At 51.6% G+C, this 16,165-nt stretch carries 15 protein-coding genes; 1 reads left to right on the forward strand and 14 read right to left on the reverse strand.

The window, feature by feature from the left end:
• Positions 1-35: 35 nt before the first annotated feature.
• Positions 36-692 (forward strand): HAD family hydrolase, encoded by a 657-nt coding sequence (locus JUB14_RS09860; RefSeq protein ID WP_207505686.1) that lies wholly within the window; start codon positions 36-38, stop codon positions 690-692.
• A gap of 246 nt (positions 693-938) precedes the next feature.
• On the opposite strand, the gene JUB14_RS09865 is transcribed toward JUB14_RS09860, so the two are convergent.
• The 14 genes from JUB14_RS09865 to JUB14_RS09930 form a co-directional block, all read right to left on the reverse strand.
• Positions 939-1,850 carry an NAD(P)/FAD-dependent oxidoreductase gene (locus tag JUB14_RS09865; protein ID WP_207505687.1) on the reverse strand — a complete coding sequence of 304 codons (912 nt, stop codon included), beginning with the start codon at positions 1,848-1,850 and terminating at the stop codon, positions 939-941.
• Positions 1,851-2,043: 193 nt separating this feature from the next.
• The gene (locus JUB14_RS09870) at positions 2,044-2,466 is read right to left on the reverse strand and encodes a hypothetical protein (RefSeq protein ID WP_207505688.1); all 423 of its coding nucleotides are present in this window, start codon (positions 2,464-2,466) and stop codon (positions 2,044-2,046) included.
• An 82-nt stretch (positions 2,467-2,548) separates the two neighbouring features.
• A complete protein-coding gene (locus JUB14_RS09875) occupies positions 2,549-2,947 on the reverse strand; it encodes a GNAT family N-acetyltransferase (protein WP_207505689.1) in 399 nt (132 codons plus the stop codon).
• Between the two features lie 18 nt (positions 2,948-2,965).
• Positions 2,966-4,210 carry a hypothetical protein gene (locus JUB14_RS09880; RefSeq protein WP_207505690.1) on the reverse strand — a complete coding sequence of 415 codons (1,245 nt, stop codon included), beginning with the start codon at positions 4,208-4,210 and terminating at the stop codon, positions 2,966-2,968.
• 67 nt (positions 4,211-4,277) lie between these two features.
• Entirely contained in the window at positions 4,278-4,568 is a 291-nt protein-coding gene (locus JUB14_RS09885; RefSeq protein WP_207505691.1) for a hypothetical protein, read from the reverse strand.
• Between the two features lie 36 nt (positions 4,569-4,604).
• On the reverse strand, positions 4,605-8,261 hold the full coding sequence (locus JUB14_RS09890; RefSeq protein ID WP_207505692.1) for an ABC transporter permease/M1 family aminopeptidase: 3,657 nt from the start codon (positions 8,259-8,261) through the stop codon (positions 4,605-4,607).
• Complete coding sequence (locus JUB14_RS09895; protein ID WP_207505693.1) at positions 8,258-11,899, reverse strand: ABC transporter permease/M1 family aminopeptidase; 3,642 nt, start codon at positions 11,897-11,899, stop codon at positions 8,258-8,260. The genes JUB14_RS09890 and JUB14_RS09895 overlap by 4 nt, the downstream gene beginning before the upstream one ends.
• Positions 11,896-12,828, reverse strand: coding sequence for an ABC transporter ATP-binding protein (locus tag JUB14_RS09900; protein ID WP_207505694.1), 933 nt, complete (start codon positions 12,826-12,828; stop codon positions 11,896-11,898). Before JUB14_RS09900 ends, JUB14_RS09895 begins: the two co-directional genes overlap by 4 nt.
• Before the next feature lie 81 nt (positions 12,829-12,909).
• Positions 12,910-13,239, reverse strand: a complete 330-nt coding sequence (locus JUB14_RS09905; protein WP_207505695.1) for a potassium transporter KefB — start codon at positions 13,237-13,239, stop codon at positions 12,910-12,912.
• Positions 13,240-13,317: 78 nt separating this feature from the next.
• Entirely contained in the window at positions 13,318-13,623 is a 306-nt protein-coding gene (locus JUB14_RS09910) for a winged helix-turn-helix domain-containing protein (protein ID WP_310586124.1), read from the reverse strand.
• Between the two features lie 54 nt (positions 13,624-13,677).
• Entirely contained in the window at positions 13,678-14,322 is a 645-nt protein-coding gene (locus tag JUB14_RS09915; RefSeq protein ID WP_207505697.1) for a hypothetical protein, read from the reverse strand.
• Between the two features lie 74 nt (positions 14,323-14,396).
• Positions 14,397-14,831, reverse strand: a complete 435-nt coding sequence (locus JUB14_RS09920; protein WP_207505698.1) for a DUF1810 domain-containing protein — start codon at positions 14,829-14,831, stop codon at positions 14,397-14,399.
• 79 nt (positions 14,832-14,910) lie between these two features.
• Positions 14,911-15,297: a ribosomal maturation YjgA family protein gene (locus JUB14_RS09925; protein ID WP_207505699.1), complete on the reverse strand. Its 387-nt coding sequence runs from the start codon at positions 15,295-15,297 to the stop codon at positions 14,911-14,913.
• Between the two features lie 31 nt (positions 15,298-15,328).
• A complete protein-coding gene (locus JUB14_RS09930; RefSeq protein WP_207505700.1) occupies positions 15,329-16,120 on the reverse strand; it encodes a hypothetical protein in 792 nt (263 codons plus the stop codon).
• Positions 16,121-16,165 lie beyond the last annotated feature (45 nt).

Consider the following 16,165-nt stretch of genomic DNA (forward strand, 5'->3'; position numbering starts at 1 on the left):
TAGACCTGCCCTATTTTTTAGTGTACATTTGTACCATGGAAAACACAATAGCTGTCATATTTGACATGGATGGCGTTATCTGCCATACCAATCCGTACCATTCGAAGGCATTCCGTGAGTTTTTTGCTAAGCGTGACCTGTCACCTACCGATGAGGAGTTTGCCCAACACATGTTTGGCAAAAGCAATAGCTACATATTAAGCCACTTCCTGCAGAGAGAGGTAGTAGGTGAGGAGTTTAAGCAACTGGAAGACGAAAAAGAAAGCCTGTTCCGTACCATCTACGAGCCTCACATAGAGCCCATTGGCGGGTTGCTGGAATTCATTGGTGATCTTAAAAATAACGGCGTCAAAACCGGGGTGGCCACCTCGGCTCCCTATGCCAATCTGGAACTGATCATCACTAAGCTGGACCTGCGAAAGCAGATGGAGTCTATCCTGGCCAGCGAAGACGTAAAGAAGCACAAGCCCGATCCGGAGGTGTACCTGACCTCAGCCCGGAACCTGGGAGTGGAGCCAAAGCAGTGCGTGGTATTTGAAGATTCGTATTCGGGTGTTTCGGCGGCCCTTAATGCGGGTATGAAGGTAGTGGGAGTACTTACCTCCCACACGCGCGAAGAGCTGCCTCCCTGTAACCTATATATTGAGAACTATAACGAGATGTCGTTTGCGAAGGTAAAGGAGCTGTTCTAAGTTCTGCCCGCGCTCCGCTAGCCCTGATTTGCAATCAGGCTCCGCCCGGCAAGAGGCTCTCTTCCAGCGTTTTCAACGTGGAAGAAACTACATCGCGTCGCAGACGCTATATAATGCAACACCCAATTATAAATTGGGGTTAGCTAAGTCCGTTTTCAACACGACAAATAAAGAAGCCCGACTCTATTTCAGACCGGGCTTCTTTATTTTCATACTACTCTTTGTATATCAGTTACTGACTTACAATTAGAACTCCTCGTCAATGAGCTCTTTATTCATGACGGCTCCCGCTTTATTACCCGCGGCCACGGCGGAGGCCACCGACCGCATGGGATACGCGTTATCACCAGCGGCATATATACCCTTTACAGTAGTTCGCTGAAATTCATCTACTTTGATGAGTCCATGATCCGTGAGCTCGCATCCAAGTTCCACCGGAATAGTACTGTGTAGCTCAAAGGGGACCCGGGCGAACAGGGCTGAAACAAAGTAGCTGGTGCCACCCTTCAGTACCAGATTTTGGATAATACCCTGTTCATGTTCTATCTGCAGGATCTCCTCTTCAACAATCTCAACCTCTTTACTTCTCAGCGTCTGGATTTGCTCTTCGGTCAGTGTAGAAGTACCATTGGTAAAAAGTACCAGATCCTGACTCCAGTTACTCAGGAGTTTAACAAATTCATAACCCATGTCTCCGTTGCCCAGCAAGCCGATCTTCTTGTGGCGTACTTCATAGCCATGGCAGTAGGGACAGTGTAGTATCGATATACCCCAGCAGGCGGCGAACCCTTCTATATCAGGCATGAGATCTCTGACACCGGTGGCTAACAGGAGTTTCTTAGCGGTAAAGGATTCACTCTCAGTAATTTCTACTAAGAATTTATCTGCCTCCCGGCTTACCTTATTTACAACCGAGTCGCGAAAGGTAACGGTCGGGTAACTAAGTACCTGACTGATGGCTTTGTCCCGAATGGCCTGTGGTGTTTCTCCATCCTGCGTAATAAAGTTGTGTGAATGTGGGGTCTGGATATTGCAGGGGCTACCGCTATCAATCAGAAGTACCTTGCGTAATGAGCGCCCTAAGGCCATGGCGGCGGAAAGTCCGGCGAAGCTACCACCTACTATTACTACATCATAATCCGTTGTTCTGTCTTTCATTGTTTCTATTGAATTGGTAGATTCAAAAGCATTGAGTTAAACAAATGTAGGTAATATCTCCCCATAAATGCAACGATGTTGCATTTATGGGGAGATATTATTTTTTAGACGCCTGAAGTAGTTCAATTAAATTATCGAATGAAAGAGAGTATTTACTTAATTGTCACTAAATGATTGCTTTGGGAGCAGAAGGTCATAGCCTTTCAAATCTTAGCGTTTTCTGTCCACTACGGTCTTCTTCTCCAAAGTAGTGGTGCTGTAATTCATAGAAGTTGGGGAGCGTGAGTTTCTTCCCGGATATCTCCACCGGATATTCAAATAGAGTAGGCATACTACTGCTGAACATAGACCGGGAGATAAAGATGGAGCCGCCCTTCAGTTCATAGCTATAAAAGCCACTACCTATTTTTGGAATCAGGTACCCGCTGGCGTTGGGAGCCTTGCCTCTTCGTACATTTATTCCATCTTTATTGATAATAAGGGTATCCTGCCGGACGGTGCGCTCCACCCAGGTACCCCGAAGGGAGGCAGGCGTAACCGTATCGGTGGTGCAGCTACTGATTAGTAACAGCCACGCACCCAGCATGAGTATTTTCAGAGGTAAAGAAGTCTTCATCGTTGTAGGTTTAGTTAGGTTATATCTTATAGACTACCTTCCTCCAGATAGGGTTGGAAGCACTACTTAAATAAGTTGTCCCTTAACGGTCCCGGTTGATAATAAAGCTACTTTCCTGCCGGGCAAAGCCTACCTTGGGGTAGTACTCCATAGCAGCCGGTACCGACAGCAGAAGTACCATGGACTGCTCGCCGACCTGCTCTTTGGTCATTTGGATGAGGCGCTTACCAATGCCCATCTTCTGATAAGCGGTACGTACGGCCAGATCCGCCAGGTAGCAGCTCCACACCCAGTCGGTGATGGAGCGTGCTACTCCTACCAACAGCTCACCATCCCAGGCCGTGATGACCAGGTCGGAGTTTTGGTACATCTGCCTGATCCGTTCTTCGTCGTGCGTTGGGCGGGGTAGGGAAGCCTCCTCGTAAAGAAAAATGACCTCTTCGGGAGTTGGTTTGCGGTCGGTATGATACGTTATAGCCATGGTGTTTCTTTTCGTTGCTTATCTGAATCCAAATAAAAACGGAAACAGGAAAGTAACAATAGCCGCCCATAAAAAATAGATGGGTAGATAGGCCGCCATAACCCGACCCACTTCGGCTATATCTCCTCGACGGGTTAACACGCGAAAGAGCTTTAAGGTTACCAGTGCCAGATTCACCAGGATCAGAAGATTACTACCCAGTACTACCGTACGGTTGGGCGTAAAACCCCATTCTGAAATCCGGAACAGGATGGCAGAAATTGCAATGCCGTTGACGATGATGGTCACCGCCGAAAGCAGAAACAGTAGCAGAATTTCGAACCGGTAGACTTCGGAGCGGGTACTTTCGGTGATGGAGAAGAAAATAATAGCCATGACCCCCACGAGCAGAGCATTGAACAGGAGCAGAAACTCCCGGTCGTTGTAGGGGTCTTTCTGGTACATGAGAATAGCGATCAGGTAAGCGACCAGGGTCACCAGCACCAGAGGGCAAAAGATCCGGGCAATGACGGGCGATACCTTATTGACCAGTTGAGGGTTGGTCTGGGTGAGGTAGGTGCCCAGCAGGGGAGCCGCGGGAAGACCAAATATTACCACGTACTGAACGTAGAACTCTTCTATCCTGAGGCCAATCAAGGCGAAAAGATTAATGGTAATCCCGGTCAGTACTCCACCTGCCAGTAAGATCAAACCGGTCATGATAATCAGCTCGCCATTAAAACTGAGGTAGTCGAGTCGTTGGCGGAGGTCGTGGCGGAAGCCACCCGCAAAGGCTACACACAACAGCGACCAGAGGAACAGGGGCATGTGCAGTCGGGACAGGATCAGCGTATCGCTCTTGTCTGTACCCGGAAGCAGGTTAATAAAAACCAGGGCACCGAGCAGTGCTCCAACCAGCAGAAGTAGGCTTTGTGAGTCTGCGTTTCGTTTCCAGACAAAGTAGGCGATCAGGAATGGGAATACGATGAAGCCTACGTTGCGGGTATAAAAGAACTCTTCCGGAATGGACAGGATCTCTGGCAACTTAGCCACGGTACCCGCCATCAGTGACACTACCAGTATGAACAGCAAATCTTTGCCGCCTCCCCACGACAGACCTTCCTCATCGTAGTTTAGGCGTGCGTTCCAGAAATTGGCGTATGGATTTTGGCTCAACTGTGGGTATAGGTCGTTGAACTCCCGCTTAAATATTGGCTTGTTGTTCCGGTACAGTTTTTCCAACTGACGGGGATTGTCCAGGTTGGCAATGATCTCGTTTTTCATAGTAGGTTTAGTCTGGTTAAATGTTTTTATAAGTAGTGATATGTTTGCTGCAAAGCTTACGGTTGGACTACGCTAAGTCCTCCATCATGAGGGCTATCTTATCGGCCAATTCACCCACGCCCAGCGCTGCCCAGATAATAAAAAAGCCCAGAAGGATTTTCAGGAATCCAGGAATTGAAATCCCGGTCTTCTCCCTAATTAGGGCAGCAACAGGTGGAAAATAGATGAATGAAAGAAGCACAATAAAGACTCCAAAGAGGGGATCATTACCCCAAAAAGTATTGATGACGCCGATGGCAAAAAACAGGAAGCCAAATGACCAACTGATGATGTCCGGTATGTTAAGCTGTGACTTCATGTTTCTATCTCTTTAAGTAGTTTAAAATAGAATTTTCTATATATCTACCTTCTGCACGTTATCGCTCATTTCCAGATCAATCAGCAGGTGATTGGGATCAATACCGGCACGGGCGGGCTGTTCAGGTACGTTGAGAATAAATGTCTGCTTACCGGAGCGGATGCGGTGCTTCTGCAGGTGGAGTACTTTTGCCGATGGCTCACCTTCTGCACGCGGGGCATAGACTCCGATTTCAATCCAGTCTTGTATAGGGATGTTTGTCTCCCTGCCTACGCTGTCGACGGTTACCTTCCATGCTTCCACATCCAGCTCTACCTGCCAGGTTCCTGCCGGGGTTTGCTTCGCGGTAGCGTTCTCTGTTTTGAGCTCCCAAAAGGTGTTGGCCGCAAAGAGGTCGTGCACCAGGTAGTGCAGTGAGTCCGGCGTTACCGCCTGCAGCTCCCGATAGAAATCCAGAGTCGTCAACAGGGGTGGTTCGGCGGGGATTTCCTTTAACATGCCCCTAAGCGCGTTGTTGACTCTTTCTTTTCCAATGTAATGCCTCAATGCGAAGAGCGCGAAAGGCCCCTTGCGATAGTTCATGAACCTGTTATTAGACCTGAGCAGGGGAGGAGCCGCCCGCGAGCGGGGTACCTCATACTCCTGCCGCATCTGGGATAGATATTTGAGCAGATGCTCGTAACCCAGTGTTTCTTCCACTACCTGCATAGCCGAGTAGGTAGCGAAGCTTTCTACGAGTAGACCAGTTCCTTCGACTGCAGCAGGAGCCAGACGAAAGCCCCACCACTGGTGCGCCACCTCGTGGGCCATGATGTGGTACGGAAGGTCGAGCCCTCCCGGATCTGGTTTCATCAGAGAGTACCCTTCCGGGTAGTCAATCGTCATCGCCTCAGCGTGCATGCCCCGGCCGGGACCTGGCCGCTCCAGTACCCTAAAGTAGGTGTACGGGTAAGGACCGAACTCCTGCGAGTAGTACGCCAGCGAAACCTGGACGCTCTTCACCATACGTTCCACGTTGGCGTCGTGGGTGGGGTGGTGAAAGATCTGAATGGTTACCGGTTTTGCGGTGCTGTCAGAACCCGCTGTAACGGCTGGAATCCACTGGGCTTCGCGTACCGCATACCTGGCTGAGAAGATGGCATATTCATGGCTAATAGGTGCATTGGTAACGTAGTGGAAGTAACGGCGCTCCTGTCCTGAGCCTGACGAAGGAGCTTCTGTCCAGGTACGGTGAAGGGCTCCGGGAGCCACGGCAATCTGATCCTTAGAGGTACCTACTACTGCTTCAAAATCCATCGGATCAGCGTGACGGGTGTCGAAGCGCGCGGCCTCATCGTAAAGAGAAGGCCGCTCCGGACGCGAAGCGAGTCCATACGTTTGTCGATCACGCTCGTCGCGCAGACGTCGGTTTTCTTGATAGCCGATGACAGGCATCCAGTCATCACTGTCTATATGACTACCATTCGAGACGACCGAGGCATCTACCCCTGCATTGCTGAAGCCACGGGAACCGATACGCATTTGAAAGCTCATTTGCACCGAATCGCCGGGCGCCAGCGGTTTTTGCAGGGAATAGATCCTGTACCCCAGCTCTTCGTCCAGAATGACTGGAGTAGCCGTGCGATTGAATGTAAAGCCTGTGATAGTGAGGTCTGGAACGATAGAAAGATGGATGGAGTCGATGGCGACCTTACTGCGATTTACGAGATAGTACGTGGCTTGCAGATCGGCCGCTCCCTCGTCAGGATATAGCTCAGCCTTTACCTGGGTACGGGCCAGTGCTGGTTGAGCGGTGTGCTCGTACTTCCCGTAGCGCCGCTCGTACTCCGCGCGCATCTCCATCTTCGCCTCATTAGTAGTATATTCATTCAGTATATTGGTATTATAGAAAATGAAGCCACCGGATACGAGTACTAGAGCCAGAGCTGTATACAAAGCCCCTTGATGCTGCGCGAACCGGTGCTGTGCCAGCTGGAGCCGCGTTCGGAATCCACCTTCTTTGCTTCGCACCCAGAATAGGATAGCTATTACAGCCAGTAAGAGGCCCCACGATGCCCAATAGAACTTGAACCACAGCCACGGTCTGATGAAAGGCCCGAAGCCGCTCATGTCACTGTACGACCAGCCCGTGTCCGAGGCAAATACCAGCATTTTGTGCTCAACCCCAAGCATGGAAGCAAAGAGTATGTAACCATACGCGCCTAATGCTACCAGGAGACCCATGTACTTTTGATTCACTACGACATGGATGACAAAGACGAGCAGCGCGAAGAGGAGGTAGTTGGTAAGCTGAATGCCCAAAAGTGCCCTGATGTACACGTCGAGCTCGAACTGGTAATAATCCATGACGAGCTGATTAATGATTCCGGCTACCACCAGGAAGGCCATCCAGGTAGTGATAATGAGTGCCAGTCCTATGTACTTGCCCACGAACAGGACCGACTCGGGTACCGGTGTGGTATCGGAAAGTTCATAAAGTCCTGCCTCGCGCTCCCGCCAGACCAGCTCGCCGGCGTAGAAAATAGTGAGTAAGGGAATGATGATCCACTGGGTCTGGTAGCTGCTCAGCGGTGGGGCCAGTATTCGTAGTACCTCCTGCGTACGGGCAAAGAGCGGAACGCCAAACCACTCCATGTACTCAGTGGCAAAAAGTCCTGTACCGATGGAGAGAATGGCTACAAGGGTGAGTCCAGCCCTACTGCCAGCAATAGCCTTGAATGAGGCCCAGCCAATGGCTACTGTTTGAAGTACATAGGTGGAGAAAACAAAATTGCGCGTGACGTTCGGTATGGTAGTCCGACTGGTGGAATGGTTGCGTATGCGGGATGCTTCTTCTTGTGTCTGTGCGACGGGACGCACAGAAGCTTTACTTTTTCCCAAAAGATCTGACCATGTAGCGCCGGACGTAACGTGGGCCAACTGGAACCTGATGTACGTGAACAGGAGCGCGGCCACCGCAATGCCAAACCATACAATACGGTTCCAAAGCCAGGTACCTTCCAGCAGGATCAGCCGTGTATTATTCTCGATGGGTGTCCAGCCTTCCATCTCTACAATGATGCTGGTGCCGAGGAGGTCCATCAGACTGCCAAGTACTTTCCACTCAAGCGCGTACCGGACCGTAGTACCGCCAAACTGAGAAAATAGGATGATGACCAAGCTGGCGATATAGCTGGCAATAGCCCTACCGCTCAATGTAGCGAACAAAAACTGGATGGCTGTAACTGCTAATACAGTAGGCAAGGCAATGAAGCCAAAATTAGTCAGATAGGAGGCGAGGCGGAATGGGCCCAGCAACTGAGGCTTAGCACCGGGGCCGTAGAAGGAGAGTAGCATTCCGGCGTAAAGGGCCAGCATAATCAGGACATGCAGGGACAGAGCCGCCAGGACTCGAGCCCCCTGGTAGCTCAGCTTGCTTACGGGTAAGGTATAGGTAAGCGGGTGCATACGCGTCTGCCTGTCCCGGGTTGCCGCATCGCCGGTAAAAAGTCCACCAATGACTACCCATATTACACTGCCAAAGACCGTATAGAAAGCAATGGTACCGGGTGCATTCAGGTAGACTCCGTCTTCAAGCCTGACCATTCTCAGGATTAAAAAACCGAACAAGAGGAACACCATAAACAGGAGCCATGTCGAGACATGACTTAATTGATAGCGAAATTCATAGCGAAAGATGGTATGGAACTTCATAGCTTTATCTCCTTCCTGTTATCATCTGTTTTTTCTTCAATGAGCAGTTGGCGGGGGTCGATTACAATCAAGTCGGGCTTGTGAGGTACCTTGAGGGTAAGAGTCTGCTTACCAGAGCGGATGCGGTGCTTTTGACGGTAGAGCGGCTTGCCAGATTCTTTGCCTTGCTCTCTAATCCCTATTTCCACCCAATCATTCGTAGGAATTTCCTTCTCAACGCCCGCGCTGTCTGCCACCAGTTTGCGTGCCTGCAGGTCGAGTGTCACCTCCCAGGAGCCTGCCACTGTTTGCTTCGCCGTAGCTCCATCTATCTTGAACTCCCAGTACGTGTTCACCTCAAACAGGTCGTGCAGGAGGTACTGCAATGAATCTGGCGTTACCGCCTTAAGCTCCCGATAGAGATCCAGGGTTGTAGCCAGGGGAGCCCCCTGCTTTCGATGATTTTCCACCAGACGCCGCAGCGCCCCATTGACCTTTTTCTCGCCTAGGTACTCGCTCAGCGTGTACAGCGCGAAAGGCCCCTTTCGGTAAGACATGTACGGGTCGAGCCCCCGGAGCAGCGGTTCGCCCCGGCGGATCTCCGGGCGTATTTGAGACACTCGCAGGAAATCTAAAAGTCGCTGGCGCTCCTCGTGTCCTCTGGCGTTCTCCACGGCTTTTATCGCATAGTACCAGGCGAGGCTCTCAGACATCACCGGGGCTCCCTCGACGTTAGCATAAGGTACCGTCCACTGGTGAGCCATTTCGTGCGCCACTACGGCGGAAGGGAAATCCAGACTCTCCGGAGTATCCTTGGGGTGCCAGAGGGCAAATCCCTCCGCATAGGTGAGCATACCCCCTTCGGCGTGCATTCCCGTGCCGTTGCCTGCACCCTCAACCACACTTAGGTAACCGCGAGGGTAGGGGCCAAACTCCCTGGTGTAGTATTCGAGGGAGTTTCGGATGCTCCTGACCATTCGGTCCAGGTGTGCTGCGTGCTGTGGGTTATGGAAAATCTGTATGGTTACAGGCAGGCCAGAGCTATCCGGAGCTTTCCATTGCTCCTTAAGTACCGTATAGTTGGCAGAGAAGAAGCCCCACTCACCCCCGGCTGATCCATCAGTGGAGTAATGGAAGTAACGGCGTACTTGTCCTGAGCCTGATTGAGGGGCTTTCGTCCAGGTACGGCGGAGCGCCCCCGGTGCAACGGCTACCTGATCAGAAGCAGTGCCTATTACCGCTTCAAGGGTGCCACCCCCGGTGCCCTTATCCTCTCTGGCTTTGCGATCGTACAGGGAAGCGATCACCGGGCGTGGTTCAAACCCGTACTCCCGCCGGTCGCTGGCGTGGATCAGCTCGCGGCTCTTTTGGTAGCCAATAGCGGGTAGCCAGCTGTTCGTGAAGCGGGTACCGTTCGCGACCACCAAGGCGTCGATTCCGTTCTCGCGGAAGCCACGTGGCTCGACTTTCACCTGGAAAGTAAGCTGCACCGTGTCGCCGGGCATGAGCGGCTTATCCAGCGCATAGGTCCTGTGGTAATATCTCTCGTCAGTGAGTACTTGCTTAGCTGGCCGATCAAACTCAATGCTTACTGTTTCGACTCCGGGCACCGTAGTCACATGGATGGAGTCAATTGCTTTCTTGTTGTGGTTCACCAGGTGGTAGGTACCTATAATGTCAACTGCCCGCCGCTCTGGATAAATTTCGATGTTTAGTTTGGTAGCTGCCAGCTGGGGCTGAGGGGTATCTGAGTACTGCCCATAGCTTTGCTCGTAGGCAGCGGCCCGCTCCTTCATCTCGGACGCGGTGTGGTATTCGTTTAAAACATTGGTGTTGTAGAAAATAAAACCGCCCAGCGTCAGGATGAGCCCTACTGCCAATCCGGCAGTCCAAACCGTCGTGCGTGTGAGCCGCTGCCGCGCCAGCCGGAGTCTCACAGGGAAACTAGTCTCCCTGCCACGTACCCAAAGCAGTCTCGCTGTTACTGCAAGTAGCAGAGCCCATGCTACCCAGTAGCTTTTGAACCACAACCAGGGGCCGATGGAGGGTTCGAAGCCGCGCATCTCTGTATAGGACCATCCCGGACTTGCACCGTAGATGAGCATGTTATGCTCAACACCAAACAAGGAAGCTAGGGCGATAAATACAAAGGCAATGATCGCCACCAGGTGACCAATGTATTTCTGGTTTACCACCACGTGTACCACAAGGCCAAGCAGCGCGAAGAGGAGGTAATCGGTAAGCTGAAGCCCAAACATGATTTTCAGGTACAGTCCGATCTCGAAGTTATGATACCCCATTATCACCTGGGCGACCATGCCAGCCCCAATCTGGAGGGTGAGGAACACGACGAGCAGGAGAGCCAGTCCCAGGAACTTACCCAGGAAAGGAGCCCAGGCTGAGCCGGGCATTGTATCGGTGATTTCTCCCATTCTAGCTTCCCGTTCCCGCCAGACTAGCTCTCCGGCGAAGAAAACAATGAGGAACGGGATGATCACCCAGCGGCTCAGTTCATCGGCCAGAGAGGCTGTTAGTTCGGAGATGACCCGGATGGTAGTAGGTACCAGCGGATTACTTTTGGATTCCATCTGATCGAGTACCACCGGGATAGTGAGGAGCGGGATAAATGCCAGCAGGAAAAGCCCGGCCCAACTCGTCACGATTGATAGGAACGATGCCCACGCGATGGCGAACATCTGATGGGTATCGGTGATAAAATTGGAGCTCCTCTGCACCTGTGGGACGGAGACTGGTTTGATTGCAAGAATGCCGGGAGCGGCAGGTATTGGTGTTTGTACTTTCGCTGTGGCTGACTTAGAAGGAGTGAAAAGCTGCCTTATGCGCCTCCACGAGGTAATGCCCGTGCGATGGGCGAATCTAAAGCTCAGATAGGTGATTATAAGCCCTAGCAGGCCGATGATGATCCACAGGAGACGGTTTGTCAATACAATACCCTCCAACCCGATCAGGCGCCGGTTCTTCTCGATCGGCGTCCACATATGCGCGATATCTTCAACTACGAAACGGATACCGATCGGATCCAGCAAGGTGCCAAGGCCCTTTCCAAAAAGCAGAAAGGAGGCTACAAAGAAGCTCATGAACACGATCAGGAAGCTTCCAAAGTAAGCACCCATGGCACGGCCACTTCTTGCAGCCATAAAAAACTGGATGGCGGTAGCAGCAAAGGCGGTCGGGAGCGCAATGTAGGCGTAGGCCGTAAGAAAGGCTGCCGGTCGAAACGGACCGATCAACTCGGCATCAACGCCGGGCAGGTATACGCCCAGCAGGATACCTGCCTGCACGGCGAGCAGGATCAAAGCATTAAGAACAAGGGCTGCCAGAAAGCGTCCCCCCAAGTACTCAGCCTTACTAATGGAGGTTGTATAAATGAGCGGATACATGCCCGTAGCCACGTCCCGCGCTGCCGCATCTCCGGCGATGGGCGCAGCCAACACCAGCCAGATCAGGCTACCAAAAACGGTGGTCTTCGCAATTCCGAAAGGTGAGTTAAGAAAGAATTCAGAATAGAGTACCTCCGATACAGAGCCATCTCTGGTCATTAAAAAGTCCAGTACGAGTAGGACAATGACGAAGAGCCACGGCCAGGGTCGGCGTACCTGGTAAGCAAATTCAAATCGAAATATCTCCCTGAACTTCATAGGGCGACCTGTGGTTTGCGGTTGCCAATATGACCAGCCATCGTACTGAAGTACACATCTTCCAGATCAGGAGTTACGGGCTCAAAGCCATTACCGGGATCTTCCTCGTTGTAGATATGGACGACCGTACGTCCGCTCAGTAGTTTGGTCGATATGATTTTATGCTCACGCTCCAGCTGGGCTAGTGCACTCTTCTCGACTATCCGGCGCCAGATACGGCTCTGAAGCCCATCTATAGCCTTGAGCGGCTCCGCCTCGAGCAGGATTTCGCCCTTATTAATGATTGCCATTCGGGTACAGAGTTCGCTTACATCTTCAACAATGTGGGTAGAAAGAATTACGACACTGTTTTCACCCAGTTCACTGAGTAGGTTCAGGAAACGCACCCGTTCGGCGGGGTCCAGTCCCGCGGTGGGCTCATCTACGATCATCAGTTTCGGGTTGCCCAGCAGGGCCACCGCTACACCAAAGCGCTGCCGCATTCCCCCTGAGAACCCTCCTAGCTTTTGCCTGCGTACATCCCACAGGTTCGTTTGCCGGAGCAAGGCTTCCACTACCTCCTTTCGCGCTTGCCGTCCGGTAATGCCTTTAAGTATGGCGAAGTAATCGAGCAGATCCTCCGCCCTGGCCTTCGGATACACACCAAACTCCTGCGGCAGGTAGCCCAGTGTCTGGCGCACTTCGTCCTTCTGCTTCAGTACGTCTATGACAGGGCCTGTCGATGGGTCTCCAAGGCGGATGCTGCCTGTGTCCGGCTCCTGTAGGGTAGCCAGAATGCGCATCAGCGTGGACTTCCCGGCCCCGTTAGGCCCCAGTAGACCGTACATACCATTAGGAATAGAGAGGGTCACGTTTTTCAGCGCCTGTACCACACGCGTGGACCGGCCGGTCGGATAGCTCTTGGAGATGTTGGAAATTTGGAGTGTCATAGCGTTGGGTGTTAATAGCTTCGAGTTTGGGGAAAGAGGACTTACGGGTTTGTATAGCTTATAGAAGAAATCAGTAAGTGATTAATCAGGTCCGTTCAGGCCCACGATGAGGGTAGCTGCCAGCAGCAGTATATAGATCAGCAGGCTCAGTACATTGGCCAGGCTCTTTCGCCAGCCACCCTGATACCGCATGAAATCCAACAGGTAGTACACTAATCCTCCCAACGCACCTCCGAAGGGTACCGTGAGGAAGGGGAGTATCATCCAGGTCTTGGGGCCGGGATTTGGCTTGCCCCCAATAATCATGAAGATCAGTAGTAGAGTAGTAGCAATACCCGCTCCCAGTAGCATGCGGGACCGTAGCGGCCTGAGGTGAATGGGGGTGTTGGCAGAGGCGCTTTTGGTTGTCATGGTCATTACCGTTTTATAGCTTAGATACACTTTTGTAAAGTACTTTGAAATTCAAAGTAAGTGGGCAAAAAAAATGGACTACGGATTTCGGTTGTCCAGGATCAGGCGTTCGAGGGCATCCAGGTGGTTCTTAAAAGCTTCTTTACCGGCCAGCGTAGCATGGTAACGGGTATTGGGCTTCCGTCCCACAAACTGCTTCTCTACCCGCAGGTAGGCCGCCTCTTCGAGCGCACGCAGGTGGCTGGCCAGATTACCATCTGTCAGCTGCAGGGTTTCTTTCAGAAAATTAAAATCTACACTTTCCTCTACCATCAGTACCGACATTATTCCAAGCCGTGCCCGGCTCTCAAAATCCTTGTTGATATCTTTTAGGTATTCCTTCACATTCTCCATATAGGGCATCCGTTAGGCCTTACTCTCAAAATAAAATCAGGGTACTTAGTTAAGTACCTGTTGGGGTGACCGTTCGTACTTGTAGTACATGACAATACCGTATACTACATGCAGTATCCCAAAGCCGAAGGTCCAGGCTATAAATCCAAACTCCACGAAGAAGCAGGTAAGTAAGCCTAGTGCCAATTCAAAAAAGCCCAGGGACCGTATGTCGCGGTAGGTGTACTTGCCGCAGTTGATGAGGGCCAGGCCATAAAACACCAGCATCGATGGCGCGATCAGTGGGTAATACTGGTGGTACAGCAGTACCAGACAGAAAACGCCACCGGCCGCTAGCGGTATACTCAGGTTTACGACCACCCGCTGAGCCTGGTTATTCCAGACCGACTGCTTTACCTTATGGGCATTACGAGTAGTAAAGTAAACGGCCGTACTGATAGCCAGTATCAGGACCAACACGGCTACTGAGGCCAGGAACAACCCCGTCTCCTGCTTAGCCACTCCTTTGTACAAGTCCTGGTACTGTAAGTCACGACTACTCAGATGCCACTGAATAGCGGCGGCACCCGCCAGCGCCGACAGACCGGCACCTATACCGGATAGTCCGCTCAGGGAAATAAAGCGGGAGGAACGATCCATTATAGTACGGATCTCACGTAGGGCGGCGAGTTGTTCGTGTTGCTCAGTCATATCAAAGTACTTTGTGATTCAAAGTTAAAATGAATTTTCAGAATGTCAATAGCATCAGACGAAAAAAAGTGCGATTACTTTTCTCCCAACTCACCCAGGATCTGGATAGTTCGGGTGTCTTTCTCCCCGTTGAAGTAGTGGTCTAGTACCTGCCCAAATACCTGATTGTCGCTAACCTGACCAAATAAGGTCATGCAGGATTTTAGTTTAAGATCATCCGGCGTACCCATGATCTCCCGCGCCGACTTGTTCCGGACCGACAGCAGGGCTTCGGATACTTCCAGTAGACGACTACCGAGTGTGGGGTGGGAGAGGTAGGCAGCGGCCTCTTCTCTGGATTTGATGGCGTAGTAGCGGGAGGTTTCGGTTTGCCCTAATCCGAGGACCTGCGGAAAGATAAACCACATCCAGTGGCTCTGCTTTCGCCCATTACGAATTTCCCTCAGGGCATCGGAATATACTTGTTCCTGCGCTTCCAGGAAACGATCTAGGTCATACGTATCAATCATGGTGTAGTAGGTTAGATATACTTATTTGGTTATAAATAAGTATTCCTGAGTGTAGATCCTTTGGGTACGACTGTACCTCTTAATGTAAAGTTACCTTTGGCTGTCGCCAAGGCCTTTCCAGTACCAGCACCAGGGCAGTACCCAGTGTATAGGCCAGCATATCCAGCCACTCAAACTGGTGCCCAAGTACCAACAGAGCCAGCCGATGGTGCTGTATCCCCAGTTGCTCCACCAGATTTCCATATTGCAGGGACTCTACTAGGTACGCGAAGCCTAATGACCCAATGGCAGCCGGCAGTACCGGTACATTGATGAAGCCTCTGACCACGCAATACACCAGGATCACCACTAGAAAATCACCGCCGCAGGGCCGGATGATCGGGTCCTTCAGGTACTTCGCTATTATTACTTCAATGATAAAGAGGGCTATCGCCCACAGGACATACTTCTTCCTGAAAGTAAACATAATAGGACTCACTAAATCTGTGGAGGGGGTACTACTGTTTCAAAACCGGGAGTCCAAGTAAGTACAATTTCTTTGCTTTTCCGACTAGCCGGCCTTTCTCCCAGTAGTAATCGTCGGAGGCTAATCCGTCGAGCAGCAGGTCCAGGTCTTCCAGCGTGTAGGTCCGGGTGTTGGATACAGCACCATCCCAGGCAAAGAAGAGGGGAATGATGGGGATCAGGTACGTAAATACGATCTGCTGCCAGGTCAGCGGCCGGACCAGCGGCGTAATGAAGAAGGGAATCAGGAAGTTGAGCGGAAGCGCAATCCACCACAACCAGATGGGAAAGCTGTTATCGCTGATCTCGAATATACAGATAGGTTGTTTCTGCTCTTTAGCATCTCTCAGTATACCCTTCGCTACCTCCGGCCGCATGTGGTGCATACTGCCGACCATAGTCCGTACCCCTTTCATGGCCGGATTCACATCCGTGGCGTCGACGGGGGTAGTCAGGTACCTGACGGGCTGGTTCGGCTTATTATTGATCTGTTGGGCCAGCTCGAGGTTGGGGTACAGGTCGCTGAGTGTCAGGGTTAGATTCTGTATCCGGTGCTTCTGTCGGATGGTATCCACTACCTCTATCATCGGCCCGCCGCTGCCCGAGCAAAGGTCAACGATAGCCGGTGTAGTAGTATGCTTAAGCGCCCGGTGGATCAGTCCTGCCAGTTCGTCTCCTGATCCAAGCAGGCGGTGCATGACTACGATCAGCCGCGTTAGACTGGTCCGAAGCCAGTGGGGAAACCAGGCGAAATCTTCAAATTCAAATAGGTGTATGCGCTTCATGAGAGGGCTGTGGTAGTTTCTTTTCTGGCAGTAAAGCTATGCAAT

The sequence above is a fragment of the Telluribacter humicola genome, from assembly GCF_017355935.1.
GTDB classification, from domain to species: Bacteria; Bacteroidota; Bacteroidia; order Cytophagales; family Spirosomataceae; genus Telluribacter; species Telluribacter humicola.